Below are 16461 nucleotides of genomic sequence, written 5' to 3' on the forward strand. Positions count from 1 at the left end.
CACGCGGGCCGTTTTGCTTGCAGCGGATACACAGGATCACACGATCTCGCGCGTCCCCAGGAACTGCAGTTCCGGGAACCGCTCCTGCGTCAAGCGCAGGTTCACCATGCTCGGCGCCAGGTAGACATGGTCGCCAGCCCCGTCCAGTGCTACGTTATGTCCAGCCTTGGCGATCAGCTTTTCGATCTCCGCGGGGGTACCCTTGAGCCAGCGCGCGGTGGCACATTCATGCGATTCGAAGATGGCGTCGACACCGTACTCGTGCTCGAGCCGGTGCGCGACCACATCGAACTGCAGGATGCCCACGGCACCCAGCACCAGGTCGTTGGAAGCCAGCGGGCGGAACATCTGCGTGGCGCCCTCTTCCGCCAGCTGCTGCAGGCCCTTCTGCAGCTGCTTGACCTTGAGCGGGTTGTTCAGGCGCGCGCGGCGGAAGAACTCCGGCGCGAACGACGGGATGCCGGTGAACTTGAGCGGCTCGCCCTCGGTGAAGACATCGCCCAGGCGGATGGTGCCGTGGTTGGGCACGCCGATGATGTCGCCGGCATAGGCCTCTTCGGTGGTGTTGCGGTCCTGCGCCATGAAGGTGATGGCGTTGTTGATCGCCACGGTCTTGCCCGCCGACACGTGCAGCAGCTTCATGCCGCGCTCGAAGCGGCCCGAGCACACGCGCACGAAGGCGATGCGGTCGCGGTGGCGCGGATCCATATTGGCCTGGATCTTGAAGACGAAGCCGGTGAACTTGGGCTCCTGCGGCTCCACCACGCGCGAATCCGTATGGCGCGCCAGCGGCGGCGGCGACAGTTCGCACAGCGCATCCAGCAGCGACTGCACGCCGAAGTTGTTGATGGCCGAGCCAAAGTACACCGGGGTCTGCTTGCCGTTGAGGAAGGCTTCCTTGTCGAAGGTGTGCGAGGCACCGCGCACCAGTTCGATCTCGATGCGCAGCTCTTCGGCCTGGCTGCCCAGCATGCGGTCCAGTTCCGGATTGTCCAGCCCGTCCAGGATCGCGGCCGTACCCTTGTCGCCATGCGGATCGAACAGCTGCACCTTGTCGTCGATCAGGTGGTAGACGCCGCGGAAGGCCTTGCCCATGCCGATCGGCCAGGTCATCGGCGCGCACTGGATCTGCAGCACGTCCTCGATCTCGTCGAGCAGCTCGATCGGCGAGCGGCCCTCGCGGTCGAGCTTGTTGATGAAGGTCAGGATGGGCGTGGCGCGCAGGCGGCAGACGTTGAGGAGCTTGATGGTCTGCGCTTCCACGCCGTTGACCGAGTCGATCACCATCACCGCGGAGTCCACTGCGGTCAGCGTGCGGTAAGTGTCTTCGGAGAAGTCCTCGTGGCCCGGGGTGTCGAGCAGGTTGACGATGTTCTCCTGCGCCTTGCCATCCCCGGTGTCACGGCGGTAGGGGAACTGCATCACCGACGAGGTCACCGAGATGCCGCGCTGTTTTTCCAGCTCCATCCAGTCCGAGGTGGCGTGGCGGTCGGCCTTGCGCGCGCGCACTTCGCCCGCGACCTGGATGGCGCCGCCGAACCACAGCAGCTTTTCGGTCAGGGTGGTCTTGCCCGCATCGGGGTGGGAGATGATGGCAAAGGTGCGTCGACGCGCAATTTCAGAAACGAGCGAGCTCACGGCAGCGGAGTTTGACTGGGAATATTGGATGGCCCGGCGGGTGGCCGGGACCAGGACCGGCAGCGCCGCAGGCGGCGACGGGGCCGAGCACTGCGGGCACGCGAAGGGAATGGGGCGTTATTTTACCGGTTTGGGCGCCGCTACGGGATTTGCGCTGTTCCTATTCGGCCAGCTTGTCCGCCGGCTTGCCGCGCAGGCTGCCGAACTGCAGCGCGTACTGGCGCGTCAGTTCGGCGCCGAAAAAGAAAATCTGTGCCGAGTAGTACACCCATAGCATCAGCGCCACCACCGAGCCCGCGGCGCCGTACGACGAGGCCACGGCGCTGTTGCCCAGGTACAGGCCGATGAGCCGCTTGCCGAACGAAAACAGCAGCGCGGTGATGACCGCACCCATGGTCACGTCGCGCCAGGCGATGCGTGCATTGGGCAGCATCTTGAAGATCACGGCGAACAGCGTGGTCACCACGGCAAAGGAAAACACGGTGGAGATCACATCGGCCACCGGCGCAAACCACGACTGTGTCCACAACTGGCCCCAGAGCCGCTCGACCACCGCCAGCGCGGCATTGACGATCAGCGATACCAGCAGCATGAAGGCCAGCACCAGCACCAGGCTGAATGACAGCAGGCGCGCGTGCAGCAGTTGCCGCCAGCTGGCCGTTGCGGGCACCGGCACATGCCAGATGTCATCCAGGCTGCTCTTGAGTTCGGCAAAGGCACTGGTGGCGCCTACGAACAGGATGCCCGTCGCTATCAGTGCCGCCATGCCGCTGCCGCCGGCGCGGTGCGTGGCGGCGAGTATTTGCTGGATGGCGGCGGCGCCCTGGTCGCCCACCAGGTCTTTGAGCTGCGTGAAGATCTCGCCGCGCGCGGCCTCGGCGCCAAAAAACAATCCGGCGATCGAGATCACCAGCACCAGGATCGGCGCCAGCGAGAACAACATATAAAAAGACAGGGCCGCACCCTTGCTGGCGGCGCGGTGCGCGAACCACGAGTTGATGGCGGCGCCGACCACGCGCAACGTGCGCGCGCCGGTGTGGCGGTCGGGCAGCCAGTGCGGGCGATGCTTGCGCGGCTGCGGCACGCCGCTGGCGGCAGGAGAGGTCGGGGGGTCGGTCTTGTCGGTCACGGCCTTGTGCTGACGCGACCCGCCATGCGGAGCGCGCGTGCGTTGCGCCTGCCCGCGCGGCGCGGTGTGCGCGGCGGACTCTGCGTTCATCATACTGCGCATCGGGCGGGTTGCCCAATCGGGCGTACGGAGCCGCGCACCGATAGAGGCACCGAGCGGCGCACCGGAGGCAACCTGCTACAGTAAGACCAGGCATACCTGCCGGCGCATCCCTGCCCGCGCGCCGGCGCAAGGAGGCACCCGTGACCTGCAACCTCCGCACACGCCCCGCGGCCGTGCTGATGATCGTCGCAGTGCTGGGCTGCGCCGGCTGCGAGCGCAGCCAGCCGGGCCCCAAGCCGATCTCCGGCACCGCGTCCAGCGCCCTGCCGGGTGCGCCGTCCGCGCCCGCCACGTCCAATACCCCCGACGCCCCACGCGCCCCCGCATCGGGCCAGCCACGCTGACGCCACGCACGCTGGCGCACCCCGGGGCGTACCCGTTTCTGCGTGGCCGCGCCAGCGTGATGTGCGCCTGAGCCTCAATGCGCGCCGCAACTCCGCGGGCAAGACTGATGTAACGCCTGTTTCAAGCACGCAACGGGTTGCAAGACCGTGGCGGCAGCGCCGTGCCGCGCGGCAATCGTCCACCCGGTGCGCGCAAGGGGCGGCCGGTGCCGTGCCTGCGCGGCCGCGACGCGCGCCATCCGCGTTGCAACGGCGAAACCGATTGGTCCGCCGCGGCGCCCCTGTGCCCACCCGGATGGGTGGTGCGGGCCGTAAAGCCGCCTGCCACAAGCCTTTACGGCCCTTGGCACACTTGTCGCTCTGCCTCCGGCAAGCGCAGGCCTGCCAGCCTGCGCCCGTCCCTGTGCAGACCCAATCTGGCACACAGGAGAGAACCCAGCCATGCGTCATCCCCCCTCCCGCATGACGGCTCGCCGGCGCGCTTACCGCCTGGCCGGTCCGCCGCCGTCAGAGGTGGACTTGCTGTCGGCGCCGCTGCTGCCCTATCCGCGCGCGCGCGCGCCACAGGTTGCGCGTGCCGCCCAAGGCGCCGCGTGCGCGGTGACCCGGGGACCTGTGCAGGCCAGGCCTGCGTTTCGCCGCCATGAGGGCAAGCGGCGCGCGTAGCAGCCGGCACGGCAGTGCCGCAGACAAACAACAAGCGGGCACGCGAGCCAGCGTATCCGCCCGAATTTGGTGCTCCGTCCCCCGGCGGTCACCTTTTTTCCACAGGGAGGCGTGGACATGAAAGCCGTCATGCTTGCCATCGCGCTGGCCGTCTGCTCGAGCGGCGCGGCCGGGGCCAGCTATGCCTGGTTCGACCGCCCCGACGCAGCCAGCGCCAACAGCCACGCCGCCGTCAGCAACGATGTCTATGTGCGCGGCTTCGGCTGGGCCTGGGGGGAGTTGCAGCTGTCACCAGACACGCCGGGCGGCGACGCGCTGCCGCCGCCCGAGCGGCACGCGCGCGACAGCCTGCGCCGCCTCGACATCGTGCCGTGGCGACAGCCGGATGAAAGCGGGCCGCGCCCTGCGCGCGGCAAGATCAGCATGAACCTCGCCTCGGGGCCAGCGGATACGGCCAGCGGCGGGTTCGCGGGCGGGACGGGGGCCGGGCGGCCCCTGGGGGTTGTGCGCTGACGTGCCGGCCGGCACGGGGAAAGGCGGAAGCGGCGAGCGGACGTCGCCGCTTCCCCTTTCCCACAGGCGCCTCGGAGCAGGCCGGTACCGCCTGTCGGCGGTCTGCGCCTGTTGCACCTATTCGCCGACCGCGGCGTGGCTCTCCACACGAATGTTGTGCTTGTGCATGAGCCGGTACAGGGTCACGCGCGACACATTGAGTTCGCGCGCGGCCGGCACCACATGAAAGCCGTGGCTGGCCATCACGGTGCGGATCGCCTCGCGCTCGGCCTCCTCGCGGATCGCGTCGAGGGTCTTGCGCGGCAACTCCGCCCCGCCATGCAGCTGCAGGTCTTCGGCGGTGATCTTGCGGTTGTCGGTCATCACGATGGCGCGGCGCACGCGGTTGATCAGTTCGCGCACATTGCCCGGCCAGGCGTACTGCATCATCGCCTGTGTCGCGCAGGCCGAGAAGCCGCGGATGCGCCGGTGCGCCTCGTGCCCGTGCTCGGCCAGCACCGCGTTGGCCAGCAGCAGGATGTCTTCGCCGCGCTCGCGCAGCGCCGGGATGGTCAGCGTCAGCACGCACAGCCGGTGGAACAGGTCGGAACGGAAGCGCCCGTCGGTCTGCGCCACCACCAGGTCCACGTGCGTGGCCGAGATGATGCGCAGGTTCAGCGGAATCGACTGGTGTCCGCCCAGGCGGGTGATCATGCCCTGCTGCAAGAAACGCAGCAGCGCCACCTGGCTTTCCAGCGGCAGGTCGCCGATTTCGTCCAGGAACAGCGTGCCGCCCTGCGCCTGCTCGATCCAGCCGACCTTGCGCTGGTTCGCGCCGGTAAACGCGCCCTTCTCATAGCCGAACAGTTCGGACTGCACCAGGTGCGAGGGAATCGCACCGCAGTTGATGGCAATGAACGGACCCTTGCGCCGGCTCGAGGCATCGTGGATCGCCTGCGCGGCCAGCTCCTTGCCGGTGCCGGACTCGCCGGAGATGAAGACCGGCGCCTCGTTGTGCGCCACCTTGGCCAGCGAGCGGAACATCGCCCGCATGGCGGCGCATTCGCCAATCATGGTGCCGCGCGACGCGCTCTCCGGCGCACGCGTGCCGTGCAGCGACGCCATGCCCTGCGCATGCCGCAGCGAGTACAGCAGATCCGGCATCGAGAACGGCATGCGCACGTAGTCGACGCAGTAATCGCGGATCAGCCGGCGCACGCGCTCATGCGCAAGCATCGTATCGGAGGTGATGGCGACCCAGGTGATATGCAGGTATTGCAGCGCCTGTTCGAGCTGCGTGAACTCGGCCTCGCTGTAGTCGGACTGGAGGTCGATCACGCCGGCCGTTGGCGGGCAGGCGCGCACCACGCGCTCGACGTCGCGAATCTGCTGCACGCGGCGGATTTCCCATTCGGTACCGCTACCGGACGGGTCAAAACCAAAATCTTCATGACGCGACACGACCACGATCTGTGCAGTGCGTGACGCCTTGCACAGTCGGTCCATCACGATCTCCCGGACGTTAGGCTTGTTCTTGGTTCCGGCACCCGTGGCCGCCGCCTCGGCGCGCGGCCGGGGCGGGCGGTGGGGCTGAACTGGCAGCGGGCATGGGCCCGCGGTCGACGTCGGTGTCACGAGCTGGACAGACTGCGGGATGCTTCGTCAGGCGCGCCAGGATAGTCCGTGCCTGGCTGGAGCTGCTCGCGGATGCGCCGTCGCACCGCCTCCTTCTCGCGCATCAGTTCCACGCGTGGCGCCTGCGGCGACTGGCCGGAGTACTGATAGTAGAGCGTCTTGTAGGTCAGCTGGCTCAGGATCCATTCCTGCAGCAGCGCGCGCTGGCGCGCCAGTTCTCCTTCGAGCAGGCGATGGCGGCGCAGCAGGTTTGCCACGGCCGCGCGGGCGCTGTCGCTCAGTTCGCTGTCTTCGGCAAGCAGGGCGTCCACATCGGCGGTGGCAGCCTCACGCACAGTCCGCCTGGCGGGCACTTCACCTGCGGCTTCCCCCACGGCAGCCCAGGCATGATGAATGGATCGGATGGATCGGTTACTGGACTCCCTGACAGGCCCGATGGCGGGTCGCCGGATCTCTCCTGCGGTCATGATTATCCCCGTTGAACAACATCCCCCGGCACTACACGTCTGCGGTTACCACTTGTCAGTCTTGGAATGTTCTTATCTGCGTGGCGCGCGTGTTTTCCGCACGCTCCCGGATGGTGGCCCACGCCGCCTTGCTGGCGGTCTGATCCCGAAAGGTCCCCGGAACCGAGGGGCGGTACCGGAGCGTTTCAGTCTGCTCCGGCATCCTGCCGCATGCACCGGAGTCAAGAAGGGGCGCTTGCCGCGCCCCTCTTTGCCACGTCTATAGTTCAGTGCATTTGCGGCGGTTTGTCCAGCCCCGCGTGGGTGACTTACAGCCAATCTCATCCTTTGGTATGAGTCCCCGCCAACACTTGCGAATGCGTTGGCGAAGGCACACCATCGGGCTTTGCAGCCAGCCCGATAGCCCAACCATACTACGCAGAAACGGGTACGCTTTGACACCCCACTGGTGGTGGGTTCGGGCCAGGTGCCAGGGACGTTGCCACCCATACCGGCACGCAGAAACAGGTACGCCGTGGCAACCCGGTGCCGCAATCGCCGGCACGCAGAAACGGGTACGGACGGCGGCGGCCGCTGCGCCAGGTCGCTGTCATCGGAGCGACATCATCACGCCATGAAAAAAGGGCAGCCTGCGCCGCCCTTCTGCATCCGCCCCGGCTACCGCCCGCCAGCCAGCGCTCAGTGCCCCGGCAGATAGTAGAACTTGAAGATGAACACCGCGGCGATGATCCAAACCATGACCGGCACGCCACGCGCGCGCCCGGTCAGCAGCTTGAGCACGGCGTAGCTGATAAAGCCGAACGCGACACCGTTGGCGACCGAATACGTGAACGGCATGCCCAGCGCGGTCATCACCGCGGGCACCACCTCGGTGACGTCGTTCCAGTCGATCTCCAGCAGCTCGCGCAACATCAGGCAGGACACATACAGCAGCGCCGGCGCAGTGGCATAGGCCGGCACCGTGCCCGCCAGCGGCGCGATAAACAGCGCGGCAAGAAACAGCACGGCCACCGTCACCGCGGTCAGGCCGGTGCGCCCGCCCGCCTGCACGCCGGACGCACTTTCGATATACGCGGTCGTCGACGACGTGCCCAGGAACGAGCCCGCCATGATCGCGGTGCTGTCGGCCATCAGCGCCTTGTTCAGCCGGTCCATCTTGCCGGCCTTGAGCAGGCCCGCGCGATTGGCCACGCCCATCAGCGTGCCGGTGGCGTCAAACAGCTCCACCAGGAAGAACACCAGCACCACGTTGATGATGCCGATCGACAGCGCCGCGGAAATATCGAGCTTGAACAGCGTCGGGCTGAGCGAAGGCGGCGCGGAAAACACGCCGTGAAACGTGTTGCCGGCAAACGCGAAACTCAGCAGCGTGGTAAGCAGGATGCCGATCAGGATCGCGCCCTTCACGCGCAGGTGGTCCAGCGCCACGATCACGAAGAAGCCGATGATCGCCAGCACCGCCGAAGGCTGGTGCAGGTCGCCGATGGTCACCAGCGTGGCCGGGCTCGCGGCGACGATGCCGGCGTTCTTCAGCGCGACGATCGCCAGGAACAGCCCGATGCCCGCGGTGATCGCCACGCGGATCGAGTGCGGAATGCCATTGACGATCATCTCGCGCACGCGGAACAGCGTCACCAGCAGGAACAGGCAGCCGGAGATAAAGACTGCGCCGAGCGCTGCCTCCCACGGGAAGCCCATGCCCTTGACCACCGTGTAGGCGAAATAGGCGTTCAGGCCCATGCCGGGCGCCATCGCGATCGGGTAGTTGGCATAGAAGCCCATGATCAGGGTGCCGATCGCCGCGGCCACGCAGGTGGCGACGAACACCGCGTCCTTGGGCATGCCTGCATCTCCGAGAATCGAGGGATTGACGAAGATGATGTACGCCATCGTCAGGAACGTGGTGATGCCGGCGAGGATCTCGGTACGGACATCCGTCTCGTGCTCGCGCAGCCTGAATACGCGTTCGATCACTGAAGGCGCGGCCCGGGGCTGGCCCTGCGGCACATTGGCGGTTGACGTGCCCGGCTTGGAAGCGGGTTCCGGCATCGACATGAATGGTCTCCTGATATCGTTATCGTGTCCGCGGCGACTGGCGCGGGGCGCGATGGGCTGTATGGCCCGCCTGGGCGGCCCGGACCAGCCTGGCTGTCTCGTCCTGCGCCCCACGATGCGGCAAGCGTACTCTGGTACAGGCCGTCCACGCTTCGCCACGGTGTGCACGAATAAGCGACATGCAAAAGGCGTGATGATCCCATGGCGTGCACGCGCGATGCCAGCCCCGGATCCGGGGCGTTCCCATCTTGACGGTGGCGGCAATCCCCCGTATAAACCCGCCTAGATTCAAGCGACGAGGCAACAGTTCATTCGTTAGCCACCGTCTGGTACTTCGGTTGTCCATGGTGTCCTTTCCTTGAGTTCCCCGTGTCGGATGACGTTTTCGTCATGCGATCTTTTATGTCCTTTTTCTGGAAAGCAAATCATGCAAACCGGTATCGTCAAGTGGTTCAACGACGCCAAGGGCTTCGGCTTCATCAAGCCGGACGCGGGTGGTGACGACCTCTTCGCCCATTTCTCGGAAATCCGCTCCGACGGCTTCAAGTCGCTGCAGGAAAACCAGCGCGTGCAGTTCGAAGTCAAGAACGGCCCGAAGGGCCTGCAGGCAGCGAACATCACCCCGCTGTAAGCGTTGACCGCCGGCGCGCCTTGCGCGCGCCGACAACGTAAAACCCCGCCACATGGCGGGGTTTTTTGTTTTCTGGCGCCGTATCGCGTATGCGGGTCGCCTTCGCTCCAGCGTTTCGACCGCTTCCGCACCCGCCGCTTCGGGCCTCTTCGCTTCGGGCCTCTCCGCTTCCCCTCGACGCTCGGCTTGCCGGCAGCCGGCCATGCTCGCGGCGTACGCGGCTGACGCGCACTGCCCAGCAGTGCGCGTCAGCCGACCCCTCCCTCCCGCCCCCCAGCACGCAGAAACGGGTACGCATTGTTGCGCTGCAAGCCCGCTCGCCCTTCTTGCCGCCTCGCAGAAATGGGTACGCATGCGCTTGCCCTCGACAGATCAGCACAGGCCCGGCCTCGCAGAAACGGGTACGCCCGGCTTGTTTCTAGAGTTTTGAATCGCCCTGCCGTCGCGCAGAAACGGGTACGCCCGTGGATCCTGCGCCGAAATTAATGCCACGACCGACGCTCGCCGGCCAGGACACCGCACCCGATCTATCCACATGGCGGCCCTGCAGCCAGGACGCAGAAATGGGTACGCATGATGCTGCGGAGCAATATCCGCTCGCCGCCGCCAGCATCATCGACCTGCCCGCAGAAACGGGTACGCATTAGCTCAGGTAGATCCGCATTCGCGTTCGCAGAATCGGGTACGCCCTTGCGCGCATCCCCTGCGCCCGCGCCCCAGAATGACCTGAGCGCTGGCAGGGAATGCGCAGAAACGGGTACGGAGAGCAGAACCCAATCGCCTCAACGTATACGTAGAGTGTAAGCGCTAGCTTTTTCTACAATTAAGGTGTATCATGGAAACTTGGTGACAAGTTCGCCCGGCACCAGCATGGCTGCGACGCAGAATTGGGTACGGTCTGGCCGCACGGGTCTCCGGACATGCACGCAGAAACAGGTACGCTTGACCCAGGAATTCTCCGGCCGGGCGGGTTCGCAGAATTGGGTACGCCGCAGAAACGGGTACGCTGTGCCGCCTGAAAGGCCTGATTCAGGGCCGGCGCAGAAACAGGTACGCTTTCGGGGGGTGTAGCGCAGAAACGGGTACGCGCAGGCCCCGAGGCAAGCCTGGAGGCGGCCTGTCGGCGAACTAGTTTCTGCGTGGATAACCACCTTGCCGCGGGGTTATCCACCGGTTTTTGGGCGGAACCTGCGCGTAAACGCCGTTTACGTGCAGCGGCTTCGCAGAAACGGGTACGCCTGGCGGCCCGCCAGCTGTGGAAAAGCCTGTGGACGCCCCCGGTTATCCCCGCAGAATCCGGTTCGCGCCGACCGCAGATACGGGTTCGGTTGGCCGCAGATACGGGTTCGGCCCTTCGCTGAATCGGGTACGGAACGCCGCAGAATCGGGTTCGCCGGGGTCTCTTTTCTCCTTAAGAATCAAGGGACTGAACTTCACGTATACGGTTTACAAGTAGTTAACCCGTATCGGTATCGTTTACTGGTAGCTGATGGCTGGCGAACCGTGGACAACCCTGGCGGGTTGCCCACCGTCCGCCACCATGCGACCAGCCATTAGATCCACCGGCTTGCAGAAACCCCGATCAGCAACGCAATTGCTTGCGTACCTGTTTCTGCGTGACAAGCTTTGCGGCTTCGCGTACAAAGGCGGGTAATCCGAAGCACGCCAATATGCCCATCAAACGCTCCCCGGCCACCACGGGGGATCGCCGCATCCTCGACCTGGACGCCGAACCCTCCCGCATCATTGTTCCCGGCAACGAGAACAACCTGGTTCCGTCCGAGAAATTCCAGCGTCTGTTCGACGAAGCGCAGGCCATGGAGCGTGAAGACGCCTGGCAAAGCGGCGAGGTCGGCTTTCTGAGCCGCGCCAGTGTCCAGGTCACGCTGCCGTACCGTGCGCCCAAGGGCGCGCCGCCGGTCTGGACCCGCACCAGCGGCAATATTTCGCTGATGATCCAGCCTGGCTATTTCACGCAACAGCGCTCCGAGCGTGCCACCAACGGCCGCCAGAAGCTGGTGTCCGAAACGGTGTCGCTGGGCTACCCCTACGGCTCCTATCCGCGCCTGATGCTTGCCTGGATCGGCAAGGAGATCATGGCGAAGAAGAAGCGCGGCGAATTCACCGGCACGGTGGAAGACCGGCGTATCTCGCTGGGTAATTCGCTGTCCGAGTTCATGTACAACCTGGGCATCCCGATGGCCACCGGGGGCAAGCGCGGCACCATGACGCTGGTACGCCAGCAGATGATCCGGCTGTTCTCCGCAACCATTGCGATCGTGCAGAACAAGTCGACGCCCAGCCAGAACCAGAATCCCAACCATGAGCCGCTGTCGATCGACCGCGTGGGCTACCTGCTGGCCGACCAGCTGTCGACCTGGTGGGACCCGATGCAACCGGGCCAGGGTTCGATGTTCGAGAGCTTCGTGGTGCTGTCCGAGCCATTCTTCAACGAACTGGTCAACCGGCCCGTGCCCGTCGACATGCGCGCGCTGAAGGCCCTCAAGCAGTCGCCGTTCGCGCTTGACGTGTATTCGTGGCTGACTTACCGCTTTTTCACGATCCAGCGCCGCACCGAGATCCCCTGGGAAGCGCTGCAGATGCAGTTTGGCACCGAAACCGAAAGCGAGCGCAAGTTCCGCGCGCTGTTCCGCAAGGCGCTCAAGGATGTGCTGGTGGTGTACCCCGGTGCCAAGGTCGATGCGGATTCGTCCAAGGCGCTGATCCTGCAGCCGTCGCGTACCAGTGTGCGGAAACTCGGCTGAGTGACTGGCGCGGCCGGCGTCAGTACCGAGCGGCCCTGAATGCAAAAAAGGCAAGCGTTGGACGCTTGCCTTTTTTGTTTGCTGCGGACGGATCCGCAGCGGGCGAGGGGATCAGCCGAGGCTGGATCAGGCCGGCTTGATCGCCGAAGCCTGCAGGCCCTTCGGGCCTTGCTTGACTTCAAACGTCACGCGCTGCCCATCCTTCAGGGTCTTGAAGCCCGAACCCTGGATTTCGGAGAAGTGCGCGAACAGGTCTGCACCACCGTCGTCCGGGGTAATGAAGCCAAAGCCCTTGGTCTCGTTGAACCACTTGACCGTACCGGTTGCCATAGGAATTTCCTTTTCGAAGCAAGTTCTTGTACACAACGCAAACAACCGTTCAAGCACGTTGAGTTCTCGTAGATACCGAACGGAAGCCGACGAGGTTGACATGACTTGACTCGACTGTAGCGCGCATCATAACCACTTTGGATTGCGGTGTCATGTGCGGCGTAATGCGCACTACAGATACTTTAGGCACATTGCCGCCTGCTTTTCAAGCAATTTTACGGTCTTGCGCCTTTCCGTGCCGGAGATGGCGGCTTCTGCCCTGGAGGGAGGAAACATAAACTTTGTAAAATTGGAAAACGGTTGATGCATCACCTCGTTTTGGCTACAGTTGCGCCTTAAGAATCAACCGCGCTTTCAGCGCTGAAAGAGAGGTCGCAGTGCCAGCCAAAATCATCACAGTCTTTAACCAGAAAGGCGGTTGCGGCAAGACTACGGTCAGCATGCACCTTGCCGGCACACTCGGCCTGCGCGGCGCGCGATCGATGCTGGTCGATATGGACGAGCAAGGCACCGCCACCCGCTGGGCCGCACAGGCCAGCGACGAACGGCCTTTTCCCGCCTCCGTGATCGGCCTGGCGCCTTCCGGGGGGGCCATGCATCGAGAGGTCCGCAAATTTGTCCAGGATTATGACTACATCGTGGTGGACTGCCCGCCGGCGGTGCATTCTGCGGCGCCCTCGAGCGCGCTGCTGATTTCCGACCTGGCCATCATTCCGGTGGTGCCGTCGCCCCCGGATCTGTGGGCGGCAGTGGCGGCCAAGACGCTGGCACGACATGCCCAGGTCCAGAACGAGTCGCTGCTGATTCGGGTGATGGCCAATATGGTCCAGCGCCGGGTTTCGATTGCCCGTCAGGCGATTGAAATCCTTGGCGATGACGGTGACGTCCCGCTGTTGAATTCGATGATCGGGTCGCGCTCGGCATTCCGGGAATGCCAGGCGATCGGCTGCACCGTGCATGGCGTCGCGGGCGCGCGCGAAGCGGTGCAGGAGGTCGACATGATGGTCGACGAAGTGTTGTCTTTGATTGAGTAATAGGCATGGCTACCAAACTGAAGAGCCTGAAGGCTGGCATGCTCGCCGGCATGGCGGCCGAAAAGAACCGCAGCGAAACCCTGGACCGCTTTGCCCGCGCGGAAGCGGCCATTTCCCAGCATCCGAACGGTTTGCTGCAGGGCAGGGGAGCGGATGCGGTGCCCGTTTTCAGCGCTGAAAGTCTTGGCGAAGCAGCGGCGGGCAGGCAGCTGATCCGGATTCCGCTGGCGCAGTTGCACGACAATCCCCTGAACGCACGGCGTCTCTACGATCCCGCGGTGGTGCAGGAGCGGGCCGCGTCGATTGCCACGCATGGCCAGAAGACACCCGGCCTGGCGGCGCCGGATCCGGCGCGACCGGGCCACTACATCCTGATCGACGGCCATTACCGCAAGCGAGCCCTGGCGTCCGCCGGCAAGCTCGAGATGGAATGTTTTGTCGAAAGCGACCTGAGCGACCTGGATTTCTACCGGCTGTCGTTCATGCTCAACGAGCAGCGCTCGGATCAGTCGGCGCTCGACAACGCCATCGCCTGGCGCCAGCTGCTGGATGAAGGCAAGGTCCAGAAGGAAGAAGAGATCTGCGAACTGACCGGGATCTCGGCGGGCACCGTAAACAAGACCCTGGCGCTGCTGCGCCTGCCGGAGTCTGTGCTCGGCGTGATGCGCGAGCGCCCGAGCGCGATCGGCATTGCCGCGGGCTACGAACTGACTTTGTACTGCAAGCTGGCCGGTGAGGAGCGCACCCGCGAGCTGGCCGCGCGCATTATCAACGATGGGTTATCCAGCCGCGAAGTCGAGGCCATCCGCAAGCACGCGCAGGAAGGCAAGTCGCGCAAGGTCAAGGAAATCAGCCGCCAGTACAAGATCCGCACCGACAGCGGCCAGCTGCTGGGTACCATCAAGGAATGGGACTCCGGACGCGTGATGCTGGACGTGCAGCTGACCGACCGCAGCGCCCGCGAGGCACTGGTCGAAGCACTCAAGGCCCGCTTTGGGCTGGACAAGACGCTGCTCTGAACCGGGCGCGTACCAGGCTCCCCTCGGCCCGGTGTAGCCCCTGAGCGTCAACTCCGCGCGGCAGTGACAGCACTGCCTGCGCCGTCTTCAGGCCAGCAGGTCGCGCGGCGACCTGGCCGCAAACGCTGGATCGCAAGCCTGGCAATAGCGCTCGAGCATGGCCGCGAGCAGCGCGTGAAGTCCCCGCACCGAATAGCCACCGAGCGGTTGCGCCGCCTGCTTGCGCTGCGCACGGCCGGTCGGTGGCGTCGCGGGCGGGCCGATCAGGCAGACCTCTTCGGTGCCCGAGCCATCCCATTGCAGATTCCGGTCGTGCCAGTGCAGGGCCAGTGCGCGCTGTGTGCCGGGGGCAAGAACACCAGACGGATGGTTCGCAGCATCCACGCCTTCGGACAGCTTGTTCGCCGCGCCGGATGCCGGCCCGCGGGCTCCCAGCGAACGCCGCGTGGCCGATGTCAGCCGCTCCAGGCTGAGCCCCTGGTCCCGCAACAGCAGGATCGCCGCGTGGGCAGTGCGGTAGCGCAGGCCGTCGCTGGCGCCGGCCTGCTTCTCCAGCCATGACAGGAAGAGGGCCAGGCTGTTGTCGGACAGCGGTGTGTGGACTGGCCGTGCGGTCGCAGCCGCAGGCGCGGCTGCAGCCATCGAAGCCTCGGCGATCTCCCCGGCTTGCGCCGGCCAGCGCGCGGCGCACGGGTAGCCGTTGTCGTGCATCCACCGGAACAGGGCCGCCAGCACGCGCATGCTGTGGCGCTGGCTGGCAGGGCTGAGCGGCCCCGTCAGGGGCCGCCATGCTGCCTGCTGCCGCGGCGCCCGCGGGCCGCACCAGCGGCTGGCGGGCTCGGGCTGCGCGAGGAAGGCAAGGTAGGCCTGGCGGTCGTCCAGGTCCAGCTGGGACAGCCCCTTGTGGCGTTCCAGCGCCGCCCACAGCAGCAAGCGCTCCGCTTCCTTGCGATAGGCGGCAAAGGTGCTGCCGCGGCCTCCCGCGGCCTCGCGCAACCAGGCTTTGACCACTGTGATGCCCTGGCTGTACGGGCAGCCGCTGGCGGCGCCTGGTGCAGGCGCAGCGGATGCCTCGCTGAGCCATTCCAGCGGCAGCGGCTGGCGCATGGCAGGGCCCAGCGCTGCCGGTGCCAGGGGCACCCGGTTGCCCACGTGCGCGCCCAGCAGCGGCTTGCCATCATCCCCCTTGAAGACCGTGCGATGCTCGCCGAGCCAGCGGTTGATCGCGCCGCCGGCGAGTGCGCCAATCCGCGGCACGGCCCGCCACCAGGCGGCGCCGCGTCGATTGGCTTGCTCAAAAAGAGCACTAAGCGTCATAATTTCCGCATTGCGCAAGCGTCGGGCCAGGGCAGGCGCAAACCACAATTCCACGCCATGCTGCGCGCGCGGCGCAGCCGTACCCAGCCTTTCCAGCTCGCCCAGTGCATCCACGCGGCGATCCATGCCGCGGTTGGAGCGCCCGGGGCCGGCCAGCAGCAATTCGCCCAGGTCCGCGCGGCCATGCAGGTGCGCGAGCTGGACCATGCGGTCGCGCAAGGCGAGCAGGATCCGCAGCGCCGATTCGGCGCCGTCGTCGCCGTCATCGGCTTCGTCGGCCAGGTAGCGGGGCACGACCATGGCCGCCGGCATGCCCTGGACATAGGCGCGCACGGCGGCGAACTCGCTGCGCGTGAGGCTGATGGTCGTCGTGGCGGGAATCATCGGACAGGCTTGCGCTGTATAGCTAACTTATTGATTTATAAGGCACTTGAGGAGAGCGAGAATCCATCCGCCCTGAAATGCATAGCAAAATGCAATGCCGATAATTTTATGCGCGTTTTCGCTGCCTGGACATCCCCCGGCGCATTGTGCAATCCGTATGCTTGGGTCAACGGCGGATTGACGCGGGTCGGCGTCGGGTTGGGGATTACCCGTCGCAGCGCACCATCACCTTGCAATCGCTGGGTGCGTTTCATATGCTGCAGGTCAGGAGTTATAAAAACTTAGATCAGACTTCAGTCACATCTAAGACTGTTCAACATAAGCGTCTAAACAACGCAAACCGGGGCGATCCGGTATCTCCAGGGGAAGTACGGACCTGCGGCCAGACGGGAAGGCTGCACGGCGGCCCGGAGCACTGGCGGATCGTATGGAGGTGCAACCGCAGGATAGCGG

Annotated in this window: 14 protein-coding genes; 7 read left to right on the forward strand and 7 right to left on the reverse strand. The window is 65.4% G+C overall.

Features of this window, described 5'->3' with window-relative positions:
• Nucleotides 1-36 precede the first annotated feature (36 nt).
• Together DN412_RS07505 and DN412_RS07510 are read right to left on the reverse strand one after the other, a co-directional pair.
• On the reverse strand, nt 37-1638 hold the full coding sequence (locus DN412_RS07505) for a peptide chain release factor 3 (protein WP_115013924.1): 1602 nt from the start codon (nt 1636-1638) through the stop codon (nt 37-39).
• A 160-nt stretch (nt 1639-1798) separates the two neighbouring features.
• A complete protein-coding gene (locus DN412_RS07510) occupies nt 1799-2869 on the reverse strand; it encodes a YihY/virulence factor BrkB family protein (RefSeq protein WP_115013925.1) in 1071 nt (356 codons plus the stop codon).
• Between the two features lie 140 nt (nt 2870-3009).
• On the opposite strand from DN412_RS07510, the gene DN412_RS07515 reads away from it, so the two are divergent.
• The 3 genes from DN412_RS07515 to DN412_RS07525 all read left to right on the forward strand — a co-directional run bounded on the left by DN412_RS07515 (nt 3010) and on the right by DN412_RS07525 (nt 4392).
• Complete coding sequence (locus DN412_RS07515) at nt 3010-3213, forward strand: hypothetical protein (RefSeq protein WP_244222585.1); 204 nt, start codon at nt 3010-3012, stop codon at nt 3211-3213.
• Nucleotides 3214-3654: 441 nt separating this feature from the next.
• Nucleotides 3655-3879 carry a hypothetical protein gene (locus DN412_RS07520; RefSeq protein ID WP_244222586.1) on the forward strand — a complete coding sequence of 75 codons (225 nt, stop codon included), beginning with the start codon at nt 3655-3657 and terminating at the stop codon, nt 3877-3879.
• A gap of 117 nt (nt 3880-3996) precedes the next feature.
• A complete protein-coding gene (locus DN412_RS07525) occupies nt 3997-4392 on the forward strand; it encodes a hypothetical protein (protein ID WP_115013928.1) in 396 nt (131 codons plus the stop codon).
• A 117-nt stretch (nt 4393-4509) separates the two neighbouring features.
• Here DN412_RS07525 and DN412_RS07530 read toward each other — a convergent pair whose 3' ends face one another.
• The 3 genes from DN412_RS07530 to DN412_RS07540 form a co-directional block, all read right to left on the reverse strand.
• Nucleotides 4510-5877, reverse strand: a complete 1368-nt coding sequence (locus DN412_RS07530) for a sigma-54 dependent transcriptional regulator (RefSeq protein ID WP_115013929.1) — start codon at nt 5875-5877, stop codon at nt 4510-4512.
• Between the two features lie 125 nt (nt 5878-6002).
• Entirely contained in the window at nt 6003-6473 is a 471-nt protein-coding gene (locus DN412_RS07535) for a hypothetical protein (protein WP_115013930.1), read from the reverse strand.
• A gap of 678 nt (nt 6474-7151) precedes the next feature.
• Complete coding sequence (locus DN412_RS07540; RefSeq protein WP_115013931.1) at nt 7152-8528, reverse strand: NCS2 family permease; 1377 nt, start codon at nt 8526-8528, stop codon at nt 7152-7154.
• A 427-nt stretch (nt 8529-8955) separates the two neighbouring features.
• On the opposite strand from DN412_RS07540, the gene DN412_RS07545 reads away from it, so the two are divergent.
• Complete coding sequence (locus DN412_RS07545) at nt 8956-9159, forward strand: cold-shock protein (RefSeq protein WP_022539866.1); 204 nt, start codon at nt 8956-8958, stop codon at nt 9157-9159.
• A 1670-nt stretch (nt 9160-10829) separates the two neighbouring features.
• Nucleotides 10830-11924, forward strand: a complete 1095-nt coding sequence (locus DN412_RS07550) for a replication protein RepA (RefSeq protein ID WP_115013932.1) — start codon at nt 10830-10832, stop codon at nt 11922-11924.
• Between the two features lie 126 nt (nt 11925-12050).
• On the opposite strand, the gene DN412_RS07555 is transcribed toward DN412_RS07550, so the two are convergent.
• On the reverse strand, nt 12051-12254 hold the full coding sequence (locus DN412_RS07555) for a cold-shock protein (protein ID WP_006159056.1): 204 nt from the start codon (nt 12252-12254) through the stop codon (nt 12051-12053).
• Between the two features lie 377 nt (nt 12255-12631).
• Between DN412_RS07555 and DN412_RS07560 the strand changes: the two genes are divergently transcribed.
• Nucleotides 12632-13288 carry an AAA family ATPase gene (locus DN412_RS07560; RefSeq protein ID WP_078198665.1) on the forward strand — a complete coding sequence of 219 codons (657 nt, stop codon included), beginning with the start codon at nt 12632-12634 and terminating at the stop codon, nt 13286-13288.
• 5 nt (nt 13289-13293) lie between these two features.
• Nucleotides 13294-14307: a ParB/RepB/Spo0J family partition protein gene (locus tag DN412_RS07565; protein ID WP_078198666.1), complete on the forward strand. Its 1014-nt coding sequence runs from the start codon at nt 13294-13296 to the stop codon at nt 14305-14307.
• Nucleotides 14308-14394: 87 nt separating this feature from the next.
• Here DN412_RS07565 and DN412_RS07570 read toward each other — a convergent pair whose 3' ends face one another.
• Nucleotides 14395-16008 (reverse strand): phage integrase family protein, encoded by a 1614-nt coding sequence (locus DN412_RS07570; protein ID WP_115013933.1) that lies wholly within the window; start codon nt 16006-16008, stop codon nt 14395-14397.
• Nucleotides 16009-16461: the final 453 nt, after the last annotated feature.

The sequence above is a fragment of the Cupriavidus lacunae genome (assembly GCF_003353055.1).
Taxonomy (GTDB): domain Bacteria; phylum Pseudomonadota; class Gammaproteobacteria; order Burkholderiales; family Burkholderiaceae; genus Cupriavidus; species Cupriavidus lacunae.